Origin of the sequence: Aquabacterium sp. J223, from assembly GCF_024666615.1 — a bacterium.
Classification (GTDB): Bacteria; Pseudomonadota; Gammaproteobacteria; order Burkholderiales; family Burkholderiaceae_C; genus J223.
This window is the reverse complement of record NZ_CP088297.1, coordinates 1,709,507-1,727,830: the sequence shown is the minus strand read 5'-3', so window position 1 is coordinate 1,727,830 and position 18,324 is coordinate 1,709,507. Positions and strand designations below refer to the sequence as shown.

The following is an 18,324-nucleotide window of genomic DNA, read 5'->3' as shown; positions in this document are numbered from 1 at the left end:
TCAGCCCTCGGCGAAGCGCAGCGTCACGCAGGCCCCGCCGGCGGGCGACGCGCCGAGGGCTACGCCGGCGCCGTGCAGGGCGGCGATCTCGCGCACGATGGCCAGGCCGAGGCCGGTGCCGTCGCCGCGGGCCTCGCGCCCGCGCACGAAGCGCTCGAACACCGCCTCGCGCTCGGCCTCGGGCACGCCGGGTCCGGAGTCGCAGACCTTCAGCGCCGGCGGCGCGGCCTCCACCTCCACCCACACCCGGCCGCCGCGCGGCGTGTAGCGCAGCGCGTTGTCCAGCAGGTTGCCCACGGCCTCGGCGATCAGCTCCGGCTGCGCCGCCACGTGCACCGGCGTCGGCGGGCCGATGAGCTCCAGCTCCACGCCCTGGTCGAGCGCCCGGTCGAGGAAGCCCTGACCGACATCGCGCACCAGCGCCTCGAGGTCGGTGGACTCGGGCCGCAGGTCGCCACGGGTCTCGGGGTCGAGCCGGCCCAGCGACAGCAACTGCTGCACCATGCGCGCGCTGCGCTGGGTGCTGGCGTCCAGCTCGCGCAGCACGCGGCGGGTGGCGGCCAAGTCGGGCGCCTCGGCGGCCCGGGCCAGGCCCAGCTGCAGGCCGGTGAGCGGCGTGCGCAGCTGGTGGGCGACGGTGGCGGCGAACTGCCGCTCGCGCGTGAGCATGGCGCGGATGCGCTCCAGCAGGTCGTTCAAGGCGCTGCCGAAGGGCAGCAGCTCGCGCGGCAGGTCGACGGCCGGGATGGGCGCCAGCGAGGCGTGCGAGCGCTCGTTCCAGCGCGCGGCGATGGCGGCCAGCTGCGTCAACGAACGCCGCACCGCGAGCACGATGGCGCCGGCGGCGGCGGCCATCAGCAGCACTGTCGGCAGCAGCATGAGCAGGATGTCGTCGCGGGCGCGGTGGCGCTTCTTCTGCGTCTCGGCCACCAGCGCCAGCACGCTGTGGCCGTCGCCGTCGTCGACCACCACCTGCGCCACGCTGATCGGCAGGCCCTCCATCACCGTGTCGTAGGCCAGCGCGCCGTTGGGGTAGTGCCGCACCCGCTCGCCGCGCAGCGGGATGCCGGGCCGGCCGGCGAGGTGGCGGCCCGAGTGCACCACCGCATAGGCGGTGCGGTCGATCTCGTCGTAGGCGAGGATGGACTCGGCCTGCGGCGTCAGGTCCACCCGCGGCCGCCCTTCCTCGAAGCGCACCTGACGCGACAGCGAGTGCGCGGCGTCGAGCAGCCAGCGGTCGAAGACCCGGTCGGTGAGCCGCTGCGCGGTGAAGCTGCCCAGCGCCGCGGTGGCCGCCACGATGGCCAGCAGCGGCACCATCAGCCGCCGCAGCAGGTCCCGCGTCAACCCGAGGCGGTTCATGTCAGTGGCGACGCGAGCCTGGGGGTTTCATTTCAGGCCGGGTCCGTCCTGCTCGTCCAGCGCCAGCCGGTAGCCGAAGCCGCGCACGGTGAGGATCTGCAGGCCGGCCGGCGCGATGCGGCGGCGCAGGCGCGAGACATAGACCTCGGCCGCGCTGTCGCCGACGTCGAGGTTGCGTTCGGCCAGGGCGTCGATCAACACCCGCCGCGGCACCACGTGCGGGGCGCGCCGCATCAGCAGGCCCAGCACCTCGAACTCGCGCGGCGACAGCTCCAGCCGCCGGCCGTCGACCAGCACCTGGCCCTCGGCACCGCGCCAGCTCAGGCGGCCGTACTGCAGCAGCTCGCCGCGGGCCGCCGCGGCGCGGCGGGTCAGCACCTCGACCCGGGCGTCCAGCTCCTCCGCCGCGAAGGGCTTGACCAGGTAGTCGTCGGCCCCCGCGTGCAGGCCCTGCACCCGGTCCGCCACACGGTCGCGCGCGGTCAGCACGAGCACCGGCGTGAGACGGTCGCGCTGGCGCAGCCGGGCCAGCCAGTCGAGGCCGTCGCCGTCGGGCAGCCCGCGGTCCAGCACCACCAGGTCGAAGCCGCCGTCGCGCACCGCCTCGTCCGCGGCGGCCAGCGAGGTGCAGCCCAGCACGGCCCAGTCGCGGGCATGCCAGCGCAACGCCAGTTCGCGGGCGATGACCGCGTCGTCCTCGATCAGCAGCAGTCGCATGGGCGCAGCGTGACGAAAACCGCAGGGCCGCGCACGCCGCGCGCAGGGCGGCGGCGGTGGCGGTGGGGCGATAGGTGACTGCAAGGTTGTCTTCCTAGCATCGCGGCCTTTCCTTGGGCTCCCGCCCGGCGGGCGGCGTCGTCCGACGCCTGTGTGCCATTGTCCGATGCGCCTTGTCCTCGTCCCCGTCCTGCTGTGGTGCTGCGCGTCGGCCATGGCGCAGGCCTGCCCGCCGCTGTCGGCCGACGAGGCCGGCCGGCTGACCGCGGCGCAGGTCGTCCAGCGGGTGCCGGCGTGCCATCCCGACGTGCTGGCCGCGCGGCGCGCACTCGACGCCAGCGCCGCCGACGTGCAGGTGGCGGGGCAGCGGCCCAACCCCCAGCTCACGCTCGGTGCCGCGTCGGTGGGCCGCGACCTGGGGCGCAGCAGCCTGTGGAACAAGCCCTTCGACCACCAGGTCCGCATCGACCAGCTGATCGAGCGCGGCCGCAAGCCGGCGCTGCGCGTGGCCGGCGCCGAGGCGCAGCGCGAGGCGGTGCGCGCCGACGTGGCCGAGGTGGGCCGCCTGGCGCTGCTGGCCACGCTCGGCCTGTACCACGACTGGGTGGCCGCCACCGCGCGGCGTGACGGGCTGGAGGCCGCGGCCAAGCTGGTCGAGGAATCGCAGCAGGCGCTGGACCGCCGCGTGCGTGCCGGCGATGCGGCCCCGTTGGACGCCAGCCGCTTCCGCGTCGACGCGCTGCGCGTGCAGGCCGACCGCGTGCAGGCCGAGGCCGACCTGCGCCGTCTGCGCCAGCCGCTGGCGCTGGCCCTGGGCGCGCCCGAACAGGCCGACCGCCTGGCACCCGCGGCCATGGCCGACGGGCCCGATGGCGAACCGCCCACGCCGGCGCCGCTGGCGCAGCGGCCGGCGGTGGTGGCGGCTCGCGCGCGGCTGGAAGCGGCGCGGCGCTCCCGCGAGCTGGCGCTGGCGCAGCGCACGCGCGACGTGGCCGTCGGCCTGCAGGCCGACCGCTACCCGACCACGCCGACCAACAACAGCGGCAACGGCAACACCGTGTCGGTGTTCGTCAGCGTGCCGCTCTTCCTGCGCCACGCCTACGAAGGCGACATCGCCCGTGGCGAGGCCGACGTGGCCGCGGCCGAACAGGCGCTGCAGCGCACGCAGGTCGAAGCGGCCGACGAAGCGGTGCGCGCGCAACTGGCTTGGCAGGCCGCGAGCCAGCGCCGTCGACTGGTGCTGGACGAGCTGCTGCCCGCGGCCGAACGGGTCGCGGCCGGTGCCGAGCTGGCCTACCGCCGCGGTGCGAGCGGCGTGCTGGAGGTGCTGGACGCGCGACGCAACCTGCGCGCCGCGCAGCAGGAGCGGGTCGGCGCCGAGGCCGAGGCGGCCAAGGCCTGGGCCGCGCTGCAGGCGCTGACCGTCACCGCGCCGCCGCCTGTCACGGCCACCGACCCCATGACCGGCGCGGCGCCCTCGCCCGCCCCTGCCCGTTGAGAGCCCTGCCATGAGCGCTTCGACCTCTCCGCTGCGCCCGCTGGCCGCGGCCCTTTCGTTGGCCCTGGCGGCCGCGCTGGCCGGCTGCAGCGGCGCACGCCCGCAGGACGACCCACCGCCGCAGGCCGAGCCGGCGGTGTCCGAGACCGTGGTCAGCTTCCCCGGCCAGAAGGACCCGCCGGGCATCCGCATCGCGACGGTGAGCACCGACCGCGTCCAGCCCCTGCAGGTGCCGGCGCGCCTGACCTGGGACGAGGACCGCACCGCGCGCCTCTGGCCGCCCTTCGGCGGTCGCCTCGACCGCGTGCTGGTGCAGCCCGGCCAGGCGGTGCGCCGCGGCGACCGGCTGGCCGAGCTGGCCTCGGGCGACGTCGGGCAGGTGCAGGCCGACGGGCAGAAGGCCGAGACCGACCTGCGGCTGGCGCAGGCCGCGGCCGAACGCGCGCGCGAACTGGCGGCCGGCGGCGTCATCGCGGGCAAGGAGCTGCAGCAGGCCGAGGCCGACCTCGCCCGCGCCCGCGCCGAGCGCGACCGCAGCCGTGCGCGCCTGAGCCAGTACGGCGTGGCCGCCGGCCAGGTCAACCAGTCGCTGGCCATCGCCGCGCCGCTGGCCGGCACGGTGGTCGAGCGCAACGCCAGCCCGGGCACCGAGGTGCGGCCCGACCAGGCCCGGCCGCTGTTCGTCGTCAGCGACACCACGCGGCTGTGGGTGTCGATCGACGTCAACGAGACGCAGCTGGCGGCCTTCCAGCCCGGCCGGCCGGTGACGCTGCGTGCCGCGGCCTGGCCCGACGAGCGCTTCACCGCCACCATCACCTCGGTGGCCGACGCGGTGGACCCGGCCTCGCGAACGGTCAAGGTGCTGGGCCGCATCGACAACCCGGACCGGCGGCTGAAGGCCGAGATGTACGTCACCGCGACGGTGGAGCAGGCGGTGAGCGCGCCGCTGGTGCCGGCCGACGCGGTGTTCCTGCGCGGCGACCGCAGCGCGGCCTTCGTCCAGCTGGCCCCCGGCCGCTACGAGCGCCGCGACCTGGTCGTGCGGCCGGCCGGCCCGACCGCGTGGGCGGTGCAGAGCGGCCTGCAGCCGGGCGAGAAGGTGGTGCTGGGCGGCGGGCTGTACCTGGACCAGCTGATGACCTCGGTCCGGCGCTGAAGGCCGGCGATGAACAAGTTCATCGAGTTCGCGCTCAAGCAGCCGCTGTTCATCTGGCTGGGGCTGGCGCTGTTCGTCGGCGGCGGCGTGCTGGCCTTCAACAACCTGCCGGTGGAGGCCTTCCCCGACGTCAGCGACACGCAGGTCAACGTCATCGCGCTCTACCCCGGCCGCGCGGCCGAGGAGGTGGAGAAGCAGGTCACCATCCCGATCGAGATCGCGCTGACCGGCATCCCGAACACGGTGCGCGTGTTCACGCACACCCAGTACGGGCTGTGCTTCATGATGGTCACGTTCGACGACAAGCCGACCGACCAGCTGGCGCGCCAGCAGATCCTGGAGCGGCTGCGTTCGGTGGACCTGCCGGAGGGCGTGCAGACCACGGTGCCGCCGCCGTCCACCGCCATCGGCGAGATCATGCGCTTCCGCCTGCACGGCGACGGCTACACCACCCGCGAACTGCGCGAGACCCAGGACTGGGTGGTGGAGAAGGCGCTGCGCCAGGTGCCCGGCGTGGCCGACCTGGTGACCATGGGCGGCGCGATCAAGCAGTACGAGGTCAACCCCGACCTGCAGCGGCTGCGCGACCGCAAGCTGACGCTGGCCCAGCTCTTCACCGCGCTGCAGCGCGCCAACGGCAACGCCGGCGGCGGCGCGATGAGCCAGGGGCGGCAGCAGTTCCTGGTGCGCTCGCTGGGCAGCTTCCGCAGCTCGGCCGACATCGAGCGGGTGGTGGTGGCCGAGGTCGACGGCACGCCGGTGCTGGTGCGCGACGTGGCGCAGGTGCGCGTCGGCCAGTACCCGCCGCAGGGGCTGGTCGGGCAGGACGATGCCGACGACATCGTCAACGGCGTGGTCGTGATGCGAAAGGGCGAGAACCCGTCGAAGGTGCTCGACGCGCTGCACGCCCGCATCGACCAGCTGAACGCCCGCGGGCTGCCGGCCGGCGTGCAGATCGTGCCGTACTACGACCGCTCGTGGCTCATCGGCAAGACGCTGCACACGGTGTTCCAGAACCTCACCGAAGGCGCGCTGCTGGTGATGTTCGTGCTTTTCCTGTTCCTGCAGAACCTGCGCGCGGCGGCCATCGTGGCGGCGGTGATCCCGCTGTCGCTGCTGGCCACCTTCCTCGGCCTGACGGTGGTCGGCATCCCGGCCAACCTGCTGTCGCTGGGCGCGATGGACTTCGGCATCATCGTCGACGGGGCGGTCATCGTGGTCGAGAACATCTTCCGCCGGCTGGGCGAGCTGGACGCGCGGCAGATGAAGAGCAAGACCCAGCGCATGCGCGCGGTGCTGAAGGCCACCGTGGAGGTGGGCCGGCCGACGCTGTTCTCGATGATCATCATCATCGCGGCGCACCTGCCCATCTTCACCCTGCAGCGCCACGAGGGCCGCATCTTCTCGCCGATGGCCTGGAGCGTGACCTCGGCGCTGGTCGGCTCGCTCATCCTCGCGCTGTCGCTGGTGCCGCTGCTGTGCCTGCTGCTGCTGAGGAAGCAGGTGCCGCACGGCGACAACCGGCTGGTGCGCGCCTGCAAGCGGGTGTACACGCCGGCGCTGCACTGGGCGCTGTCCCGGCCGATGCCGGTGCTGGCGGCGGCGGTGGGCGCGCTGGCGCTGGCCGGCGGCCTCGCCGCCACGCTGGGCTCGGAGTTCCTGCCGGAGCTGGACGAGGGCACGGTGTGGGTCAACACCAAGCTGCCGCCGTCGGTGTCGCCGCAGGAGGCGCAGGCCATGGCGCGGCGTGTGCGCGAGCTGCTGCACCGGGTGCCCGAGGTGGCCACGGTGGTGACCAAGGTCGGCCGGCCGGACGACGGCACCGACCCCAAGATCTTCAACGGCCTGGAGGCCTTCGTCGGCTTCAAGCCCGAGCGCGAGTGGCGCCACGGCATGAACAAGGAGCGGCTGATCGAGGCGATGGACCAGGAGCTCGACGACCTGCTCGGCCTGGAGACGTCGTTCTCGCAGCCCATCCGCGACAACGTGCTGGAAAGCATCTCGCAGATCGACGGCCAGGTGGTGATCAAGATCAAGGGCGACGACCTGCAGCAGCTGGGCGCGCTGGCCAGCCGCATGGTCGGGCTGGCGCGGCAGGTGCCGGGCATCTCCCGCGCCTTCGTCGACCGCGAGGGCACGCTGCCGCAGATGCGCATCGACATCGACCGCGACGCCGCGGCGCGCCACGGCGTCAACGTCGGCGACGTGCAGGACGCCATCGAGACCGCGCTGGCGGGGCGGGTGAGCTCCGAGCTGTGGGAGGGCGAGCGCCACTTCTCGGTGGTGGTGCGGCTCAACCCCGGCGCGCGCACGCTGGACCAGCTGCCCGGCCTGCTGGTGGCCACGCCCGGTGGCGCGCAGGTGCCGCTGTCGCAGCTGGCGCACATCGGCATGGTCAGCGGCGCGATGAACATCGCCCGCGAGAACGGCCAGCGGGTGGCGGCGGTGGGCCTGTTCATCCGCGGCCGCGACATGGGCTCGGTGGTGGCCGACCTGCAGGCGCTGACGGCCAAGGAGCTGAAGCTGCCCGCGGGCTACGAGCTGGTGTGGTCGGGCGAGTTCGAGAACCAGCAGCGGGCGATGAAGCGGCTGTCGTGGGTGGTGCCGCTGTCCATCCTGGTCATCTTCCTGCTGCTGTTCGACGCCTTCAAGTCGTTCCGCAACGCGCTGCTCATCGTCGCCAACATCCCGTTCGCGATGATCGGCGGCATCGTGGCGCTGGCGCTGACCGGCATCCCGCTGTCGGTGTCGGCCGCCATCGGCTTCATCGCGCTGTTCGGCCAGGCGGTGCTCAACGGCGTGGTGATGGTCACCTACTTCGAGCAGCTGCGCGGCGAGGGCCTGCCCATCGACCGCGCGGCCATCGAGGGCAGCCTGACGCGGCTGCGCACGGTGCTGATGACGGCGCTGCTGGCCATGCTGGGCCTGCTGCCGATGGCGCTGTCGCGCGCCATCGGCGCCGAGACGCAGCGCCCGCTGGCGGTGGTGGTCATCGGCGGGCTGGTGTCGGCCACGCTGCTGACGCTGCTGGTGCTGCCCACGCTGTGGGCCTGGGCGGCGCGGCGCGAGCCGGCGCCCGCCCCGGCCGAGCCGGTGTGGCCGGACCAGGCGCCGGCAGAGCGTTGAACCGACGCTTGGGTCCGGCGCCCTAGCCCGGCGACGCCAGGTCGCGGCGCCGGTCCGCCTGCACCGCGGCCACGGCCGCCTCGTCGATCAGGCCCAGCGCCAGCGCATGCCGCGCCGCCGCCACGCTGTCGGCCACGCCGAGCATCGGCACGCCGGCGTCCTGCACCCGGTCGGCCAGGCGGTCCACCGCGGCCTGCCGCCGCGCATTCACCCGCGGGCTGCGGATGTAGACGGCGCGGATGCGCTGCGGCCGCTGCAGCGCGATGTCGGCGTAGATCTCCGGGTCCTGCTCGCTGCTGTCGCCGATCAGCACGAAGGGCAGCGCGGGGTAGGTGCCCAGCACCCGCTCGATGGCCGCCTGCTTGTGGCCGTGGTGGTCGTGCAGGCTGGCCAGGCTGTGGTCGCCGTAGTCCTTGAGCAGCAGCGGGCCGAGCGGGATGTCCTGCGCCTGCAGGTACTCGACCAGCGGCGTGTACAGGTTCCACGGGCTGCTCGAGACATAGAACAGCGGGTTGCCCTCGTCGCCGCCGGCGCCGGCCTGCAGGGCCCGGTACAGCGCGGCCACGCCCTCGAACGGCTGGCGGGTGTGGGCGTTGGTGCGCGCCAGCGTGAGCAGCATGCGCAGGCGGCTGTGCACATGGGTGCGCACCACGGTGTCGTCGATGTCGCTGATGACGCCGAAGCGGGCCCGCGGCGAGGGCAGCATGACCAGCGCCTGCGTGGCGTCGGCGCCGCCGGCGGCCGGGTGGTCGGACTGCAGCCGCAGTTCCACCTCGTGCAGCCCGCCCTCGTCGGGCAGCGGCGGCACCGGCCGCAGGTCGACCTGGAAGTAGCCCTCGTCGTCGGCCACCACCTGCTGCTGCAGCTCGCCGTGGCGCACGCTCAGGCGCGCCCCCGGCACCTCGCTGGAGGCCATGCGGCGGACGAACTGCAGCGCGTTGCGCAGCGCGCTGTCGCCCGGCTGCGCCGGCGGCGGCGGCTGGCCGTGCAGCACGCGGCCGGCCAGCTGCAGGCGCGCCGTCGTGCCGAAGCCCAGGTAGGGCTGCACATGCGCCGGCCGTGGCACCGTGCGCCCCGCCGCCCGCCGCTGCCGCCAGCGGTCGCCCCAGGTGTCGGCATGGCGCGCCGCCATGGCGAGCAGTCGCGACCAGTCGCTCACGGCTCGCTCCCTCGCACGCCGGGATAGAGGTGCGTCGCCGGCAGGCCGAGCCGGCGGCAGGCCTGCACCGGCGGGCTGGACGGCAGGCACAGCCGATCGGCCGTGCGCGCCAGCCCGCGCAGGAGGCGCTCGGCGCCGCGGCCCATCGCCGGCGCCTGGAGCCCGGTGCGCCGCCGGACCTCGGCCGGCACCTGCTGCAGCGCCCCCTGGATCAGCAGCGACTGCAGGGGCTTCAGCGGCGCCGGCAGCAGCGGCGCGGCGCGCAGGATGGCGAGGAACTCGTGCAGCACCGGCGAGGGCCGCAGCCGCGGCAGCATGCGGTCGAGCAGCGCCGGCCAGTCGGCCTCGCACGACAGCACCGCCGTGGCGCCGTACAACCGCGCCGCGGGTGCGCCTTCGGCCAGGTAGCGGTCGCGCTCGGCGGCCGACAGCGGCCGCACCCAGCGTTGCCAGGCGTCGACGAAGCCGATGGCCGCGGTGGCCTGCACCCAGTCGAGCAGTTCGGGCTCGCGGGCGTCGTAGGCGATGCCGTCGGGGGTGATGCCGCGCACCGTCGCATGGGCGCGGTGCACGGCGTCGACCAGGCGCAGCGCCCGCGAGCGCGGCCCGTACACCGTGACCAGCGTGGCCAGGCCGGTGCGCTGCAGCCGCCGCACCGGCGCGTCGCGGAAATTGCTGTGGCCCCACACGCCGCTGCGCACCCGCGGCTCGGCCAGCTCCAGCAGCACGGCCGCGATGCCGCCGACCGTCAGCGTCACCGGGTTCTTGCAGACCCGCCAGCTGACGCCGTCGGCCGGGCACAGCGCCGGCTCGCCCCGCGGCTCGGCGAAGTCGACCGTGGGCGTGCCGGCCGGCTGCAGGAAGCGGGCGTAGGCGCGGTCGATGGGAAGGAGCAGCGGGCGGGCGAGCACGGAGGACGACACGCAACCCACGTTCCCGTGCCCGCCCCGGCGCCGGGGCGGGCCCGGGGGCGCGGGCAGGCGCTACAGTGCCTTCACCACGAGGAGCATCCCATGGCAAAAGGCGAACAGCGCAGCAACAAGATGGTGAAGAAGCCGAAGAAGGACAGCGGCCCGGTGAAGGAAGCCGGCGGCGCCGACCGGCCGATGCCGCCGGTCACGACGGTGCTGCCCAAGGGCAAGCTGAAGCACAAGGCCTGAGCGCGGCGCCGCCGCGTCAGGCGGGTTCCGCCACCCGCCGCAACTGCTGGCTCAACGCACCGAAGCGGCGCCGGTACTGTGCCGGCGTCAGCGCCACCTTGCGGCGGAACAGCCGGCCGAAGAAGCTGGCGTCCTGGTAGCCCACCTCGACGGCGATGGCCTCCACCGGCAGGTCGGTGGATTCGAGCAGCTGTTTCGCCTCTTCCAGCCGCACGGTGTGCAGGTACTCCATCGGGCTCATGCCGGTGGCCAGCGTGAAGCGCCGCTTGAAGGTGCGTTCCGGCAGCCCGGACAGCTCGACCATGCGGCGCACCGGGTTCTCGGCCGCATAACCCGACGCCGCCCACACCTGGCAGCGGGCGACCACCGGGTCGTCGGGTCGCTGGCCGTGGGTCAGCGAGGCGTAGGCCGTCGCGTTGGCGTCGGCGCCGCCGAGCAGGTTGACCCGCGCCACCTGCATGGCCTCCTGCGGCGAGGCGAAGCGGGCGATGACGGCCAGCGCCAGCAGGTGCCAGGCGGCGCCGCTGCCGGCCATCAGCAAGCGCTGCCCCGGCCCGGCCGCCACCAGGCCGCGCTCGGCCTGCCAACGGGTGCGCGGGTGCTCGCGCGCCAGCGCATCGCAGTAGGCCCAGTGCGAGGTGGCGTCGTAGCCTTCGAGCAGGCCGGTGCGGGCCAGCAGCAGGGCGCCGGAACAGGCCGAGCACAGCGTGGCGCCGGCCTCCCAGGCGGCGCGCAGCCAGCGCACCTCGTCGTCGTAGCGGTCGCCCACCGCGGCGCCGGGGGCGATCATCAGGTCGGTGACGATGGCGATGTCCGGCGCCGGGCAGTCGCGCAGCGCGGCGTCCGGCGCGATGCGCACGCCGTTGCCGGCGGCGAAGGGCTGGCCGTCGCGGCTGACGACCAGCGGCCGGAACGGCGACGCCACCGGCTCGCGGCCGTGCAGCACCTCCCAGTCGCGCCGGGTGCCGGCCAGCACGTCGTAGAAGCCGAACAGCGTGGCGGCCGACACCTCCGGCGTGGCCAGCAGGGCGACGGTGATGGGCTCCGGTCGTTTTGGCACGATCGTCCGCTCCCTTGCATGAACGGCCCTGGCGACGCCGCGGGCGTGGCGGGACATTGGCGACCCCGAACGATTATGAAGAGGAACGCCATGGACGCCGCCGTCGACGACGACACCACCAGCACCACCAGCAGGACCAGCAGGACCGCGAGACCCTGCCGCACCGACGCCCGCGGCCTGGCCGTCGGCACCCGGTCGCAGGCCGCCGTCGACCACCTCGAGGCGGCGCTGCAGGCCATGCTGTCCTACTTCGGCGACCCGCTCGCCGCCCTGGACGCCGCCACCGCCGAGGACCCCGGCTGGGCCCTGCCCACCACGCTGAAGGCGGGCCTGCTGCTGACGATGGGCGAACACGGCCCGACCCTGCAGGCGCGCCAACTCCTGCGCGGCGGCGCCGAGGCGGCGGCACGGGGCACCGAACGCGAGCGCGCGCACGCCCACGCCGCCGCCGCCGCGGCCGCCGGCGACTGGGAGGCCGCGTGCGACGCCTGGGAGGCCATCCTCGTGCGCTGGCCGCTGGACGTGGCCGCCCTGCTCTTCGCCCACCTGTTCGACTTCTACCGCGGCGATGCGCTGAACCTGAAGCGGCGGCCGCAGCGGGTGCTGCCGCACTGGGCCGACGGCCTGCCGCTGCGGGGCTTCGTGCTCGGCATGCTGGCCTTCGGCCTGGAGGAAAGCGGGCACCACGCGCAGGCCGAGGACGCCGGCCGTGCCGCGCTGGCGGTGAACCCCCGCGACCCCTGGGCGGTGCATGCGGTGACCCATGTCTTCGAGATGCAGGGCCGGCACCACGACGGCGCGCGATGGCTGCGCTCGCGCCACGCCGACTGGGCGGTGGACAACGGCTTCGCCTTCCACCAGTGGTTCCATGCCGCCCTGTTCCAGATGGAAGCGCTGGACACCGAGGGCGCCCTGGCCACCTACGACGCACACCTCGCCCCCGCCACCGACATGGCGCTGCAGCGGGTCGACGGCACCGCGGTCCTCTGGCGGCTGAAGCTGCTGGGGGTGGACGTCGCCAGCCGCTTCGACGCGCTGCGGCGCACCTGGTCCACGCAGGCGCCGGACGCCGGCTTCTACGCCTTCAACGACCTGCACGCGCTCATCGCGCTGGCCGGCGCCGGGGACGTGGCCGCGCTGCAATCGGCCGGCGACTCGCTCCTCGACGCGCTTCGTTCACCGGCCAGCGGCGGCCCGACCAACCGGCGCATGTCGGCCGAGGTCGGACTGCCGCTGGCGCTGGCCTTCACCGACCACGCCAGCGGCCGCTGGTCCGACGCGGCGCGAGGGCTGCTGCGGTGCCGCGACCGGGCCCACGGCTTCGGCGGCAGCCACGCGCAGCGCGACCTGCTCACGCTGACGCTGCTCGACGCGGCGGTGCGCGCCGGTGACCGCGCGCTGGCGCGGCACGTGCTGCACGAGCGCTTCCCGGCCAAGGCCGGCACGCCGCTGACGGCGCTCTGGCTGCAGCGCATCGGGCGGTTGGCCTGAGCCGTCTGCTTCACAGCGCCGGCAGGTGCCGCTTGGCCGCGCCATGCACGGCGGACAGCGGCACCCCGGCGTCAAAGGAGGCAAGCGCCCCCTCGTGGCGCACCGCCAGGGCCAGCAGGTAGGCGTCCGTGATCTGCCGGTGGCCGTGCAGGCGGCCGACGTCGATCACCGACTCATCCAGCAGCGAGACGTCGTCGGGCCAGAACTCGTGGTCCACGGCCTGCGTCAGCGCCTTCAGTCCGTCAGCCACTTGCGCCGGGGTGGCGCGGTGCGTCGTCGAGTAGGCGGGCGAACTCATGATGCGCACCACGCCGTTCTCGACGATGGGGCAGGTGGCGATGCGCCGCGGGGCCGCTTCCAGCCATTGGTTGGCTCGACGCGAGAAGACGTGGGCGTCGTCAAGCAGCGCGATCAGCACGTTGACATCGAGCAGCGTGCGCACGCCGGCCACCGGTCGACGCCTGTCGTCAGACGCCCTCGGCGTCCTGCAGGTTGCGCACGTGCTCGACGGTGACGACTTCGTCCCGCTGCGGCAGCACCGCGAAGCGGCCGCCCTTGCGCGAAGCCGAACGCCGGGCCGGTGCGACGGGGCGCTGCAGCGACTCGCGCGCGAGGGACGAGATCACCGCGCCGACCGAGCGACGCTCCAACGCCGCATGCGCCTTGGCTGCCAGCAGAACGTCCTCGTCGATGTCCAGTGTGGTGCGCATGGTATCGGCAAAAATGATGCGTTGATGCGACCGCATCATAGCAGCCGGCCGGGGGATGCTCCGTGCGCCGACGCCCGCTCAGCTGAACACCCGCCTCGCCGTCACCGAGCCCGCCGCCAGGTCGCGTTCGGCGAGCCGGGCGTACAGGCCCTGCAGTTCGCGGCCGATGGCGGCGAAGGCGCCGAGGGTGATCGGCTGGCCCTGGTCGTCGACGAGCAGGGCGTCCATGTCGGCGGCCAGGTGGCGGGCGGCGTCCTGCCAGGCAGTGAAGGGCTCGGCGGCCTCGGCGGTCTGCGGCACGTCCAGCGACAGCGTGAGCGTGCGCAGGGCGGCCTCGTTGGGGTCCTCGGCCAGGGCGGCCTGGGCGTCGAAGGACAGCACCAGCACCGGCGGCGCGCCCTCCTCCGCCCCCGGCAGCACCAGCCGGCCCGGCACCGAGCCGGGCACGAAGCCCCGCTGCAGCGCGCACTGCTGGATGTAGCCCACCGACCAGGCGGCCGACCGCGCCTTCAGGTGCACCGCCAGCTGCGCGTCGTGCGTGTTGGCGAAGGCGTCGAGCTCGCGGGCGCGGGCCACCTCGTCGAGCATGTCGGGGAACTGGACGAAGGCGCCGATGGCCTCGGCGAAGCCCTGCACCTTCTGCACGAACTCGGAGAACTCGATCTCGTTGAGCGCGCCGTGCCGGTTGGCCAGCTGCACGCCGGCCTGGAACTCGGCGTAGCGCTGGCCGGGCGCGGGCGGCTCCCAGGCCTGCGTGTCCACGTTCAGGCCCTCGATGGCGTAGGGCTTGGTGCCGGCGCGGCGGCTGGCGGGCAGGTGCATCAGCGCCAGCTCGCCGGTGACCGGCTGCTCCACCGTCAGCGGCGCCAGCGCGTCGATCAGCGGGTCGAGCCGTGCCGGCCGGCGCGGGGCCGGGGCGGCGGGCAGGGCGGCGGCGGCGTCACCGACGCTGTCCGGCACGACCGCCTCGTCGCCGACCGGTGCCGCCTCGGCGAGCGGTGCGCCGACGCCGGGCGGTGGCCCACCGAGGGAGGGCTCGACCCGCGCCGCATCGGCGGCCCGCTTCGGCTGCGCGCGCCGCGAGGCGACCACCCCCTGCACCGCCAGCACCATGATCACCGCGGCCGCCACCACCGCCAGCCAGAGCGTCAGGTCACCGTTCATGCGGCTTCCGCCATGCTCAGGGCCGCGTCCATGTCCACCGCCACGATGCGGCTGACGCCCTGCTCCTGCATGGTCACGCCGATGAGCTGGCGCGCCATCTCCATGGCGATCTTGTTGTGGCTGATGAAGAGGAACTGCGTGCTGGCGCTCATCTCGGTGACCAGGCGGGCGTAGCGCTCGGTGTTGGCGTCGTCCAGCGGCGCGTCCACCTCGTCGAGCAGGCAGAACGGCGCCGGGTTGAGCTGGAAGATGGCGAACACCAGCGCGATGGCGGTGAGCGCCTTCTCGCCGCCGGACAGCAGGTGGATGGTCGAGTTCTTCTTGCCCGGCGGCTGCGCCATCACCTGCACGCCGGCGTCGAGGATCTCGTCGCCGGTCATCACCAGCTTGGCCTGCCCGCCGCCGAACAGGCTGGGGAACATGCGGCCGAAGTGCTCGTTGACCTGGTTGAAGGTGCTGCCCAGCAGGTCGCGCGTCTCCAGGTCGATCTTGTGGATGGCGCCTTCCAGCGTGGTGATGGCCTCCAGCAGGTCGGCGTTCTGCGCGTCGAGGAAGGTCTTGCGCTCGCGCGAGGTCGTCAGCTCGTCGAGCGCGGCCAGGTTCACCGCGCCGAGCGCCGCGATCTCGCGGTTGATGCGGTCGATCTCGCTCTGCAGGCCGTGCAGCCGCACGTGGCCGTCCTCGATCGACTGCGCCAGCGCGGCGAGGTCGACCTCGGCCGTCGTCAGCTGCTCCAGGTACTGCGCGCCGCCCAGCGACGCCGCCTGCTGCTCCAGCTGCAGCTGGGTGATGCGGTCGCGCAGCGGCTGCAGCGCGCGCTCCTCGGTCATGCGCTGCTCGTCGGCGGCGCGCAGCTTGGTGCTGAGGTCCTCGTACTCGTTGCGCACGGCGGCCAGCGCGGCCTCGCGCTCGGCCTTCAGCGCCAGCGCCTCCTGCAGGCCGGTGCCCACCGTCGCCTCGTCGAAGGTGGCCAGCTCGGCCTGCAGCTGCTCGCGCTGGCGGCCGGCGTCGGCGCGCTGCTGCTCGGCGGTCTCGATCGCCCGCTGCAGTTCGCCGCGGCGGGCGGCCAGCGCGCGGGCGCCGAACTGCGCCTCCTGCGCCTGGCGCTCCAGCGCGCGCAGCTGCTCGCGGGCGTCGGCGAGCCGGCGTTCGGCGGCGATGACGTCCTCCTCCAGCTCGGCGTGGCGCTCCTGGGTGGTGGCCAGCGCCAGGTCCAGCTCTTCGAAGCGGGCCTCGCCGGTGGCGCGGCGCTCCTGGATCGCCTCGAGCTGCGCGTCGATCTCGGCCAGTTCCTCGTCCAGCCGGGCGCGCTGGCCGGTGGCGGCCTCGGCCTGCTGGGTCAGGCGCAGCAGTTCGACGTGCAGCTGGTGGGCGCGGGTCTGCGCCTCGGCGGCCTCGCGGCGCAGGCCGGTCAGGCGGCCGCTGGCCTCGGTGTAGGCGGCCTCGGCGCGGATGGCCGCGGCTCGCGCCTCGTCGGCGATCAGCGCCTGGCCGCGCTGCTGCAGCACGAGGTTCTCGATCTCCTGCGCGCGCTGCAGCAGGCCGTCCTGCTCGCTGTCGGGCGCGTGGAAGCTCACCGCATAGGCGCTGACCGCATGGCCCTCGCGGGTCATCAGCAGCTCGCCGTGGGCCAGGCCGGCGCGGGCGGCCAGCGCGGCGTCCAGGCTGTCGGCGGTGTAGACGCCTTCCAGCCAGTCGTTGAGCAGCGCCTTCAGGCCGGCCACGTCGGCCGGGTGTTCCAGCCGCAGCAGGTCGGCCAGCTTGGGGTGCTTGGCCGGCGCCGGCGGCTGGCCGGCCGCCGGGGGCGTGTAGAAGGCCAGCTTGGCCGGCGGCGCGTCGGCAGCGAAGGCCTTCACCGTCTCCAGCCGGCCGACCTGAAGAGCGCCCAGCCGCTCGCGCAGCGCGGCCTCCAGCGCCGTCTCCCAGCCGGGCTGGATGTGCAGCTGCGTCCACAGCGCCGACAGACCGTCCAGGCCGTGGCGCTGCAGCCAGGGCTTGAGCTTGCCCTCGGTTTGCACCTTGGCCTGCAGCGCGCGCAGCGCCTCCAGGCGGGCCGTGATGTCGCTGGCCTTGGCGGCTTCGCGCTGGGCCTCGTCCTGCTTCGCCCGGCGCTGTTCGTCCAGCTGGGGCAGCTGCTCGCTCAGCTCGTGCAGCCGTTCGTCGGCGACGGCGCGGGCCTCGTCGGCCTCGGCGCTCTGGTGCTTCAGCTCGGCCAGGCGGTGTTCGTCGGGCAGCGCCAGGCCCTTGCGTTCGGCGCTCAGCCGGTCGTGGCGCTGGTTCAGCGCGCGGGCCTGCTCGTCGAGGTTGCGCGACTCGGCGGCCAGCAGCTGGATCTGCTGCTGCACCTGGCCGACGGCGCCGCGCTGCTCGTTGGCGCGGCCCTGCGCGGCGCGCAGCGCGTCCTCCAGCGCCGGCCCTTGGCCGGCCTGCTCCTCGGCCTGCGCGGCCAGCACCTCGGACTGGGCCTCGGCCTCCGCCATGCCGGCGGCCAGCTGTTCCAGTTCGTCGGCGGCCTGCGCGTGGCGGTCGTCCCACTGGGCGACCTGGCGCTCCAGGTCGGCCAGCCGCTGTTGCGCGCGCTGCCGGCCCTCGACCACGTAGCGGATGCGCTCCTCCAGCCGGCTGACCTCCAGCGCCGCCTCGCCCAGCGCGCCCTGCGCCGCGTGCAGCCCGTCGCTGGCGGCGTAGTGGGCCTGGCGGATGGTCTCCAGCTCGGCCTCGACATGGCGCAGCGCGGCGGTGCGCTCCTCCAGCGCGGTCTGCGCTTCCAGCACGGCCTGCTTGACGCGCTGCTCCTCCGTCGCCGCGTCGCGGTGCTTGAGGAACCACAGCTGGTGCAGCCTGGTGGTGCCCTGCGCCTGCAGGGCGTGGAAGCGGCTGGCCACCTCGGCCTGCTTCTCCAGCTTCTCGAGGTTGGCGTTGAGCTCGCGCAGGATGTCCTCGACGCGGGTCAGGTTCTCGCGCGTGTCCTTCAGCCGGTGCTCGGTCTCGCGGCGCCGCTCCTTGTACTTGGAGACGCCGGCGGCCTCTTCGAGGAACAGCCGCAGCTCCTCCGGCCGCGACTCGATGATGCGGCTGATGGTGCCCTGGCCGATGATGGCGTAGGCCCGCGGACCCAGGCCGGTGCCGAGGAACACGTCCTGCACGTCGCGGCGGCGCACCGGCTGGTTGTTGATGTAGTAGCTGCTGGTGCCGTCGCGGGTCAGCACCCGCTTCACCGCGATCTCGGTGAACTGGTTCCACTGGCCGCCGGCGCGGGCGGCGGTGTTGTCGAAGACCAGCTCCACGCTGGCGCGGCCGGCCGGCTTGCGGTTGCCGCTGCCGTTGAAGATGACGTCCTGCATCGACTCGCCGCGCAGCTCGCTGGCCTTGCTCTCGCCCAGCACCCAGCGCACCGCGTCCATGATGTTGGACTTGCCGCAGCCGTTGGGGCCCACCACGCCGACCAGTTGGCCGGGCAGCTGGAAGGTGGTCGGCTCCGCGAAGGACTTGAAGCCGGACAGCTTGATCTGGTTCAGGCGCATGGGCCGGCGGGGCGCGGTGGCGCCCGGCGATGGCCGCCGGGCCTGGCGCTGGTGGATTCGGGACGAAAAAAGGCGCCCCGACGAGGGGCGCAGCGCCGGCGCAGTTTAGCAGCCGCCCCCCACCGGCCGGCCGCCGCGGCGCCGGGCGGGAACCGCGTTTGCGGCAGGCCCTGGACCGGGTGCGACGACCCTTGCCA

The 18,324-nt window shown here is 74.2% G+C and carries 14 protein-coding genes; 5 read left to right on the top strand and 9 right to left on the bottom strand.

The features are described 5' to 3' along the window. Both LRS07_RS08305 and LRS07_RS08300 read right to left on the bottom strand, forming a co-directional pair. Positions 1 to 1,362: a sensor histidine kinase gene (locus tag LRS07_RS08305; protein WP_260501464.1), complete on the bottom strand. Its 1,362-nt coding sequence runs from the start codon at positions 1,360 to 1,362 to the stop codon at positions 1 to 3. A 27-nt stretch (positions 1,363 to 1,389) separates the two neighbouring features. Continuing rightward, on the bottom strand, positions 1,390 to 2,079 hold the full coding sequence (locus LRS07_RS08300) for a response regulator (protein WP_260501463.1): 690 nt from the start codon (positions 2,077 to 2,079) through the stop codon (positions 1,390 to 1,392). Between the two features lie 166 nt (positions 2,080 to 2,245). Between LRS07_RS08300 and LRS07_RS08295 the strand changes: the two genes are divergently transcribed. The 3 genes from LRS07_RS08295 to LRS07_RS08285 are packed head-to-tail and all read left to right on the top strand — an operon-like array spanning position 2,246 to position 7,859. Then, entirely contained in the window at positions 2,246 to 3,577 is a 1,332-nt protein-coding gene (locus LRS07_RS08295) for a TolC family protein (RefSeq protein ID WP_260501462.1), read from the top strand. 10 nt (positions 3,578 to 3,587) lie between these two features. Then, positions 3,588 to 4,733: an efflux RND transporter periplasmic adaptor subunit gene (locus LRS07_RS08290; protein WP_260501461.1), complete on the top strand. Its 1,146-nt coding sequence runs from the start codon at positions 3,588 to 3,590 to the stop codon at positions 4,731 to 4,733. 9 nt (positions 4,734 to 4,742) lie between these two features. Then, on the top strand, positions 4,743 to 7,859 hold the full coding sequence (locus LRS07_RS08285) for an efflux RND transporter permease subunit (protein WP_260501460.1): 3,117 nt from the start codon (positions 4,743 to 4,745) through the stop codon (positions 7,857 to 7,859). 22 nt (positions 7,860 to 7,881) lie between these two features. Here LRS07_RS08285 and LRS07_RS08280 read toward each other — a convergent pair whose 3' ends face one another. Both LRS07_RS08280 and LRS07_RS08275 read right to left on the bottom strand, forming a co-directional pair. Then, the gene (locus LRS07_RS08280; RefSeq protein WP_260501459.1) at positions 7,882 to 9,018 is read right to left on the bottom strand and encodes an App1 family protein phosphatidate phosphatase; all 1,137 of its coding nucleotides are present in this window, start codon (positions 9,016 to 9,018) and stop codon (positions 7,882 to 7,884) included. Continuing rightward, positions 9,015 to 9,941, bottom strand: coding sequence for an oxygenase MpaB family protein (locus LRS07_RS08275; protein WP_260501458.1), 927 nt, complete (start codon positions 9,939 to 9,941; stop codon positions 9,015 to 9,017). The genes LRS07_RS08280 and LRS07_RS08275 overlap by 4 nt, the downstream gene beginning before the upstream one ends. A gap of 90 nt (positions 9,942 to 10,031) precedes the next feature. Between LRS07_RS08275 and LRS07_RS08270 the strand changes: the two genes are divergently transcribed. After that, a complete protein-coding gene (locus LRS07_RS08270) occupies positions 10,032 to 10,178 on the top strand; it encodes a hypothetical protein (protein ID WP_260501457.1) in 147 nt (48 codons plus the stop codon). Between the two features lie 16 nt (positions 10,179 to 10,194). Here the strand turns inward: LRS07_RS08270 and LRS07_RS08265 are convergent, their stop codons facing one another. Then, a complete protein-coding gene (locus tag LRS07_RS08265; RefSeq protein WP_260501456.1) occupies positions 10,195 to 11,238 on the bottom strand; it encodes a GlxA family transcriptional regulator in 1,044 nt (347 codons plus the stop codon). A gap of 90 nt (positions 11,239 to 11,328) precedes the next feature. Here LRS07_RS08265 and LRS07_RS08260 point away from each other — a divergent pair, with 90 nt between their 5' ends. Continuing rightward, positions 11,329 to 12,729, top strand: coding sequence for a tetratricopeptide repeat protein (locus LRS07_RS08260; protein ID WP_260501455.1), 1,401 nt, complete (start codon positions 11,329 to 11,331; stop codon positions 12,727 to 12,729). Between the two features lie 10 nt (positions 12,730 to 12,739). Here the strand turns inward: LRS07_RS08260 and LRS07_RS08255 are convergent, their stop codons facing one another. The 4 genes from LRS07_RS08255 to smc are packed head-to-tail and all read right to left on the bottom strand — an operon-like array spanning position 12,740 to position 18,127. Beyond that, entirely contained in the window at positions 12,740 to 13,180 is a 441-nt protein-coding gene (locus tag LRS07_RS08255; RefSeq protein WP_260501454.1) for a TA system VapC family ribonuclease toxin, read from the bottom strand. Positions 13,181 to 13,196: 16 nt separating this feature from the next. Further along, positions 13,197 to 13,475, bottom strand: coding sequence for a CopG family transcriptional regulator (locus tag LRS07_RS08250; RefSeq protein WP_260501453.1), 279 nt, complete (start codon positions 13,473 to 13,475; stop codon positions 13,197 to 13,199). 42 nt (positions 13,476 to 13,517) lie between these two features. After that, positions 13,518 to 14,603 (bottom strand): cell division protein ZipA C-terminal FtsZ-binding domain-containing protein, encoded by a 1,086-nt coding sequence (locus LRS07_RS08245; RefSeq protein ID WP_260501452.1) that lies wholly within the window; start codon positions 14,601 to 14,603, stop codon positions 13,518 to 13,520. Further along, positions 14,600 to 18,127 (bottom strand): chromosome segregation protein SMC, encoded by a 3,528-nt coding sequence (smc, locus tag LRS07_RS08240; RefSeq protein ID WP_260501451.1) that lies wholly within the window; start codon positions 18,125 to 18,127, stop codon positions 14,600 to 14,602. Before smc ends, LRS07_RS08245 begins: the two co-directional genes overlap by 4 nt. Between the last annotated feature and the right edge of the window lie 197 nt (positions 18,128 to 18,324).

Excerpts from the sequence above, each read along its gene's own strand:
- LRS07_RS08285 (WP_260501460.1), top strand. The coding sequence starts at position 4,743 with ATGAACAAGTTCATCGAGTTCGCGCTCAAGCAGCCGCTGTTCATCTGG.
- LRS07_RS08260 (WP_260501455.1), top strand. The coding sequence starts at position 11,329 with ATGGACGCCGCCGTCGACGACGACACCACCAGCACCACCAGCAGGACC.
- LRS07_RS08290 (WP_260501461.1), top strand. The coding sequence starts at position 3,588 with ATGAGCGCTTCGACCTCTCCGCTGCGCCCGCTGGCCGCGGCCCTTTCG.
- LRS07_RS08245 (WP_260501452.1), bottom strand. The coding sequence starts at position 14,603 with ATGAACGGTGACCTGACGCTCTGGCTGGCGGTGGTGGCGGCCGCGGTG.
- LRS07_RS08305 (WP_260501464.1), bottom strand. The coding sequence starts at position 1,362 with ATGAACCGCCTCGGGTTGACGCGGGACCTGCTGCGGCGGCTGATGGTG.
- LRS07_RS08270 (WP_260501457.1), top strand. The coding sequence starts at position 10,032 with ATGGCAAAAGGCGAACAGCGCAGCAACAAGATGGTGAAGAAGCCGAAG.
- LRS07_RS08295 (WP_260501462.1), top strand. The coding sequence starts at position 2,246 with ATGCGCCTTGTCCTCGTCCCCGTCCTGCTGTGGTGCTGCGCGTCGGCC.
- LRS07_RS08250 (WP_260501453.1), bottom strand. The coding sequence starts at position 13,475 with ATGCGGTCGCATCAACGCATCATTTTTGCCGATACCATGCGCACCACA.
- LRS07_RS08300 (WP_260501463.1), bottom strand. The coding sequence starts at position 2,079 with ATGCGACTGCTGCTGATCGAGGACGACGCGGTCATCGCCCGCGAACTG.
- smc (WP_260501451.1), bottom strand. The coding sequence starts at position 18,127 with ATGCGCCTGAACCAGATCAAGCTGTCCGGCTTCAAGTCCTTCGCGGAG.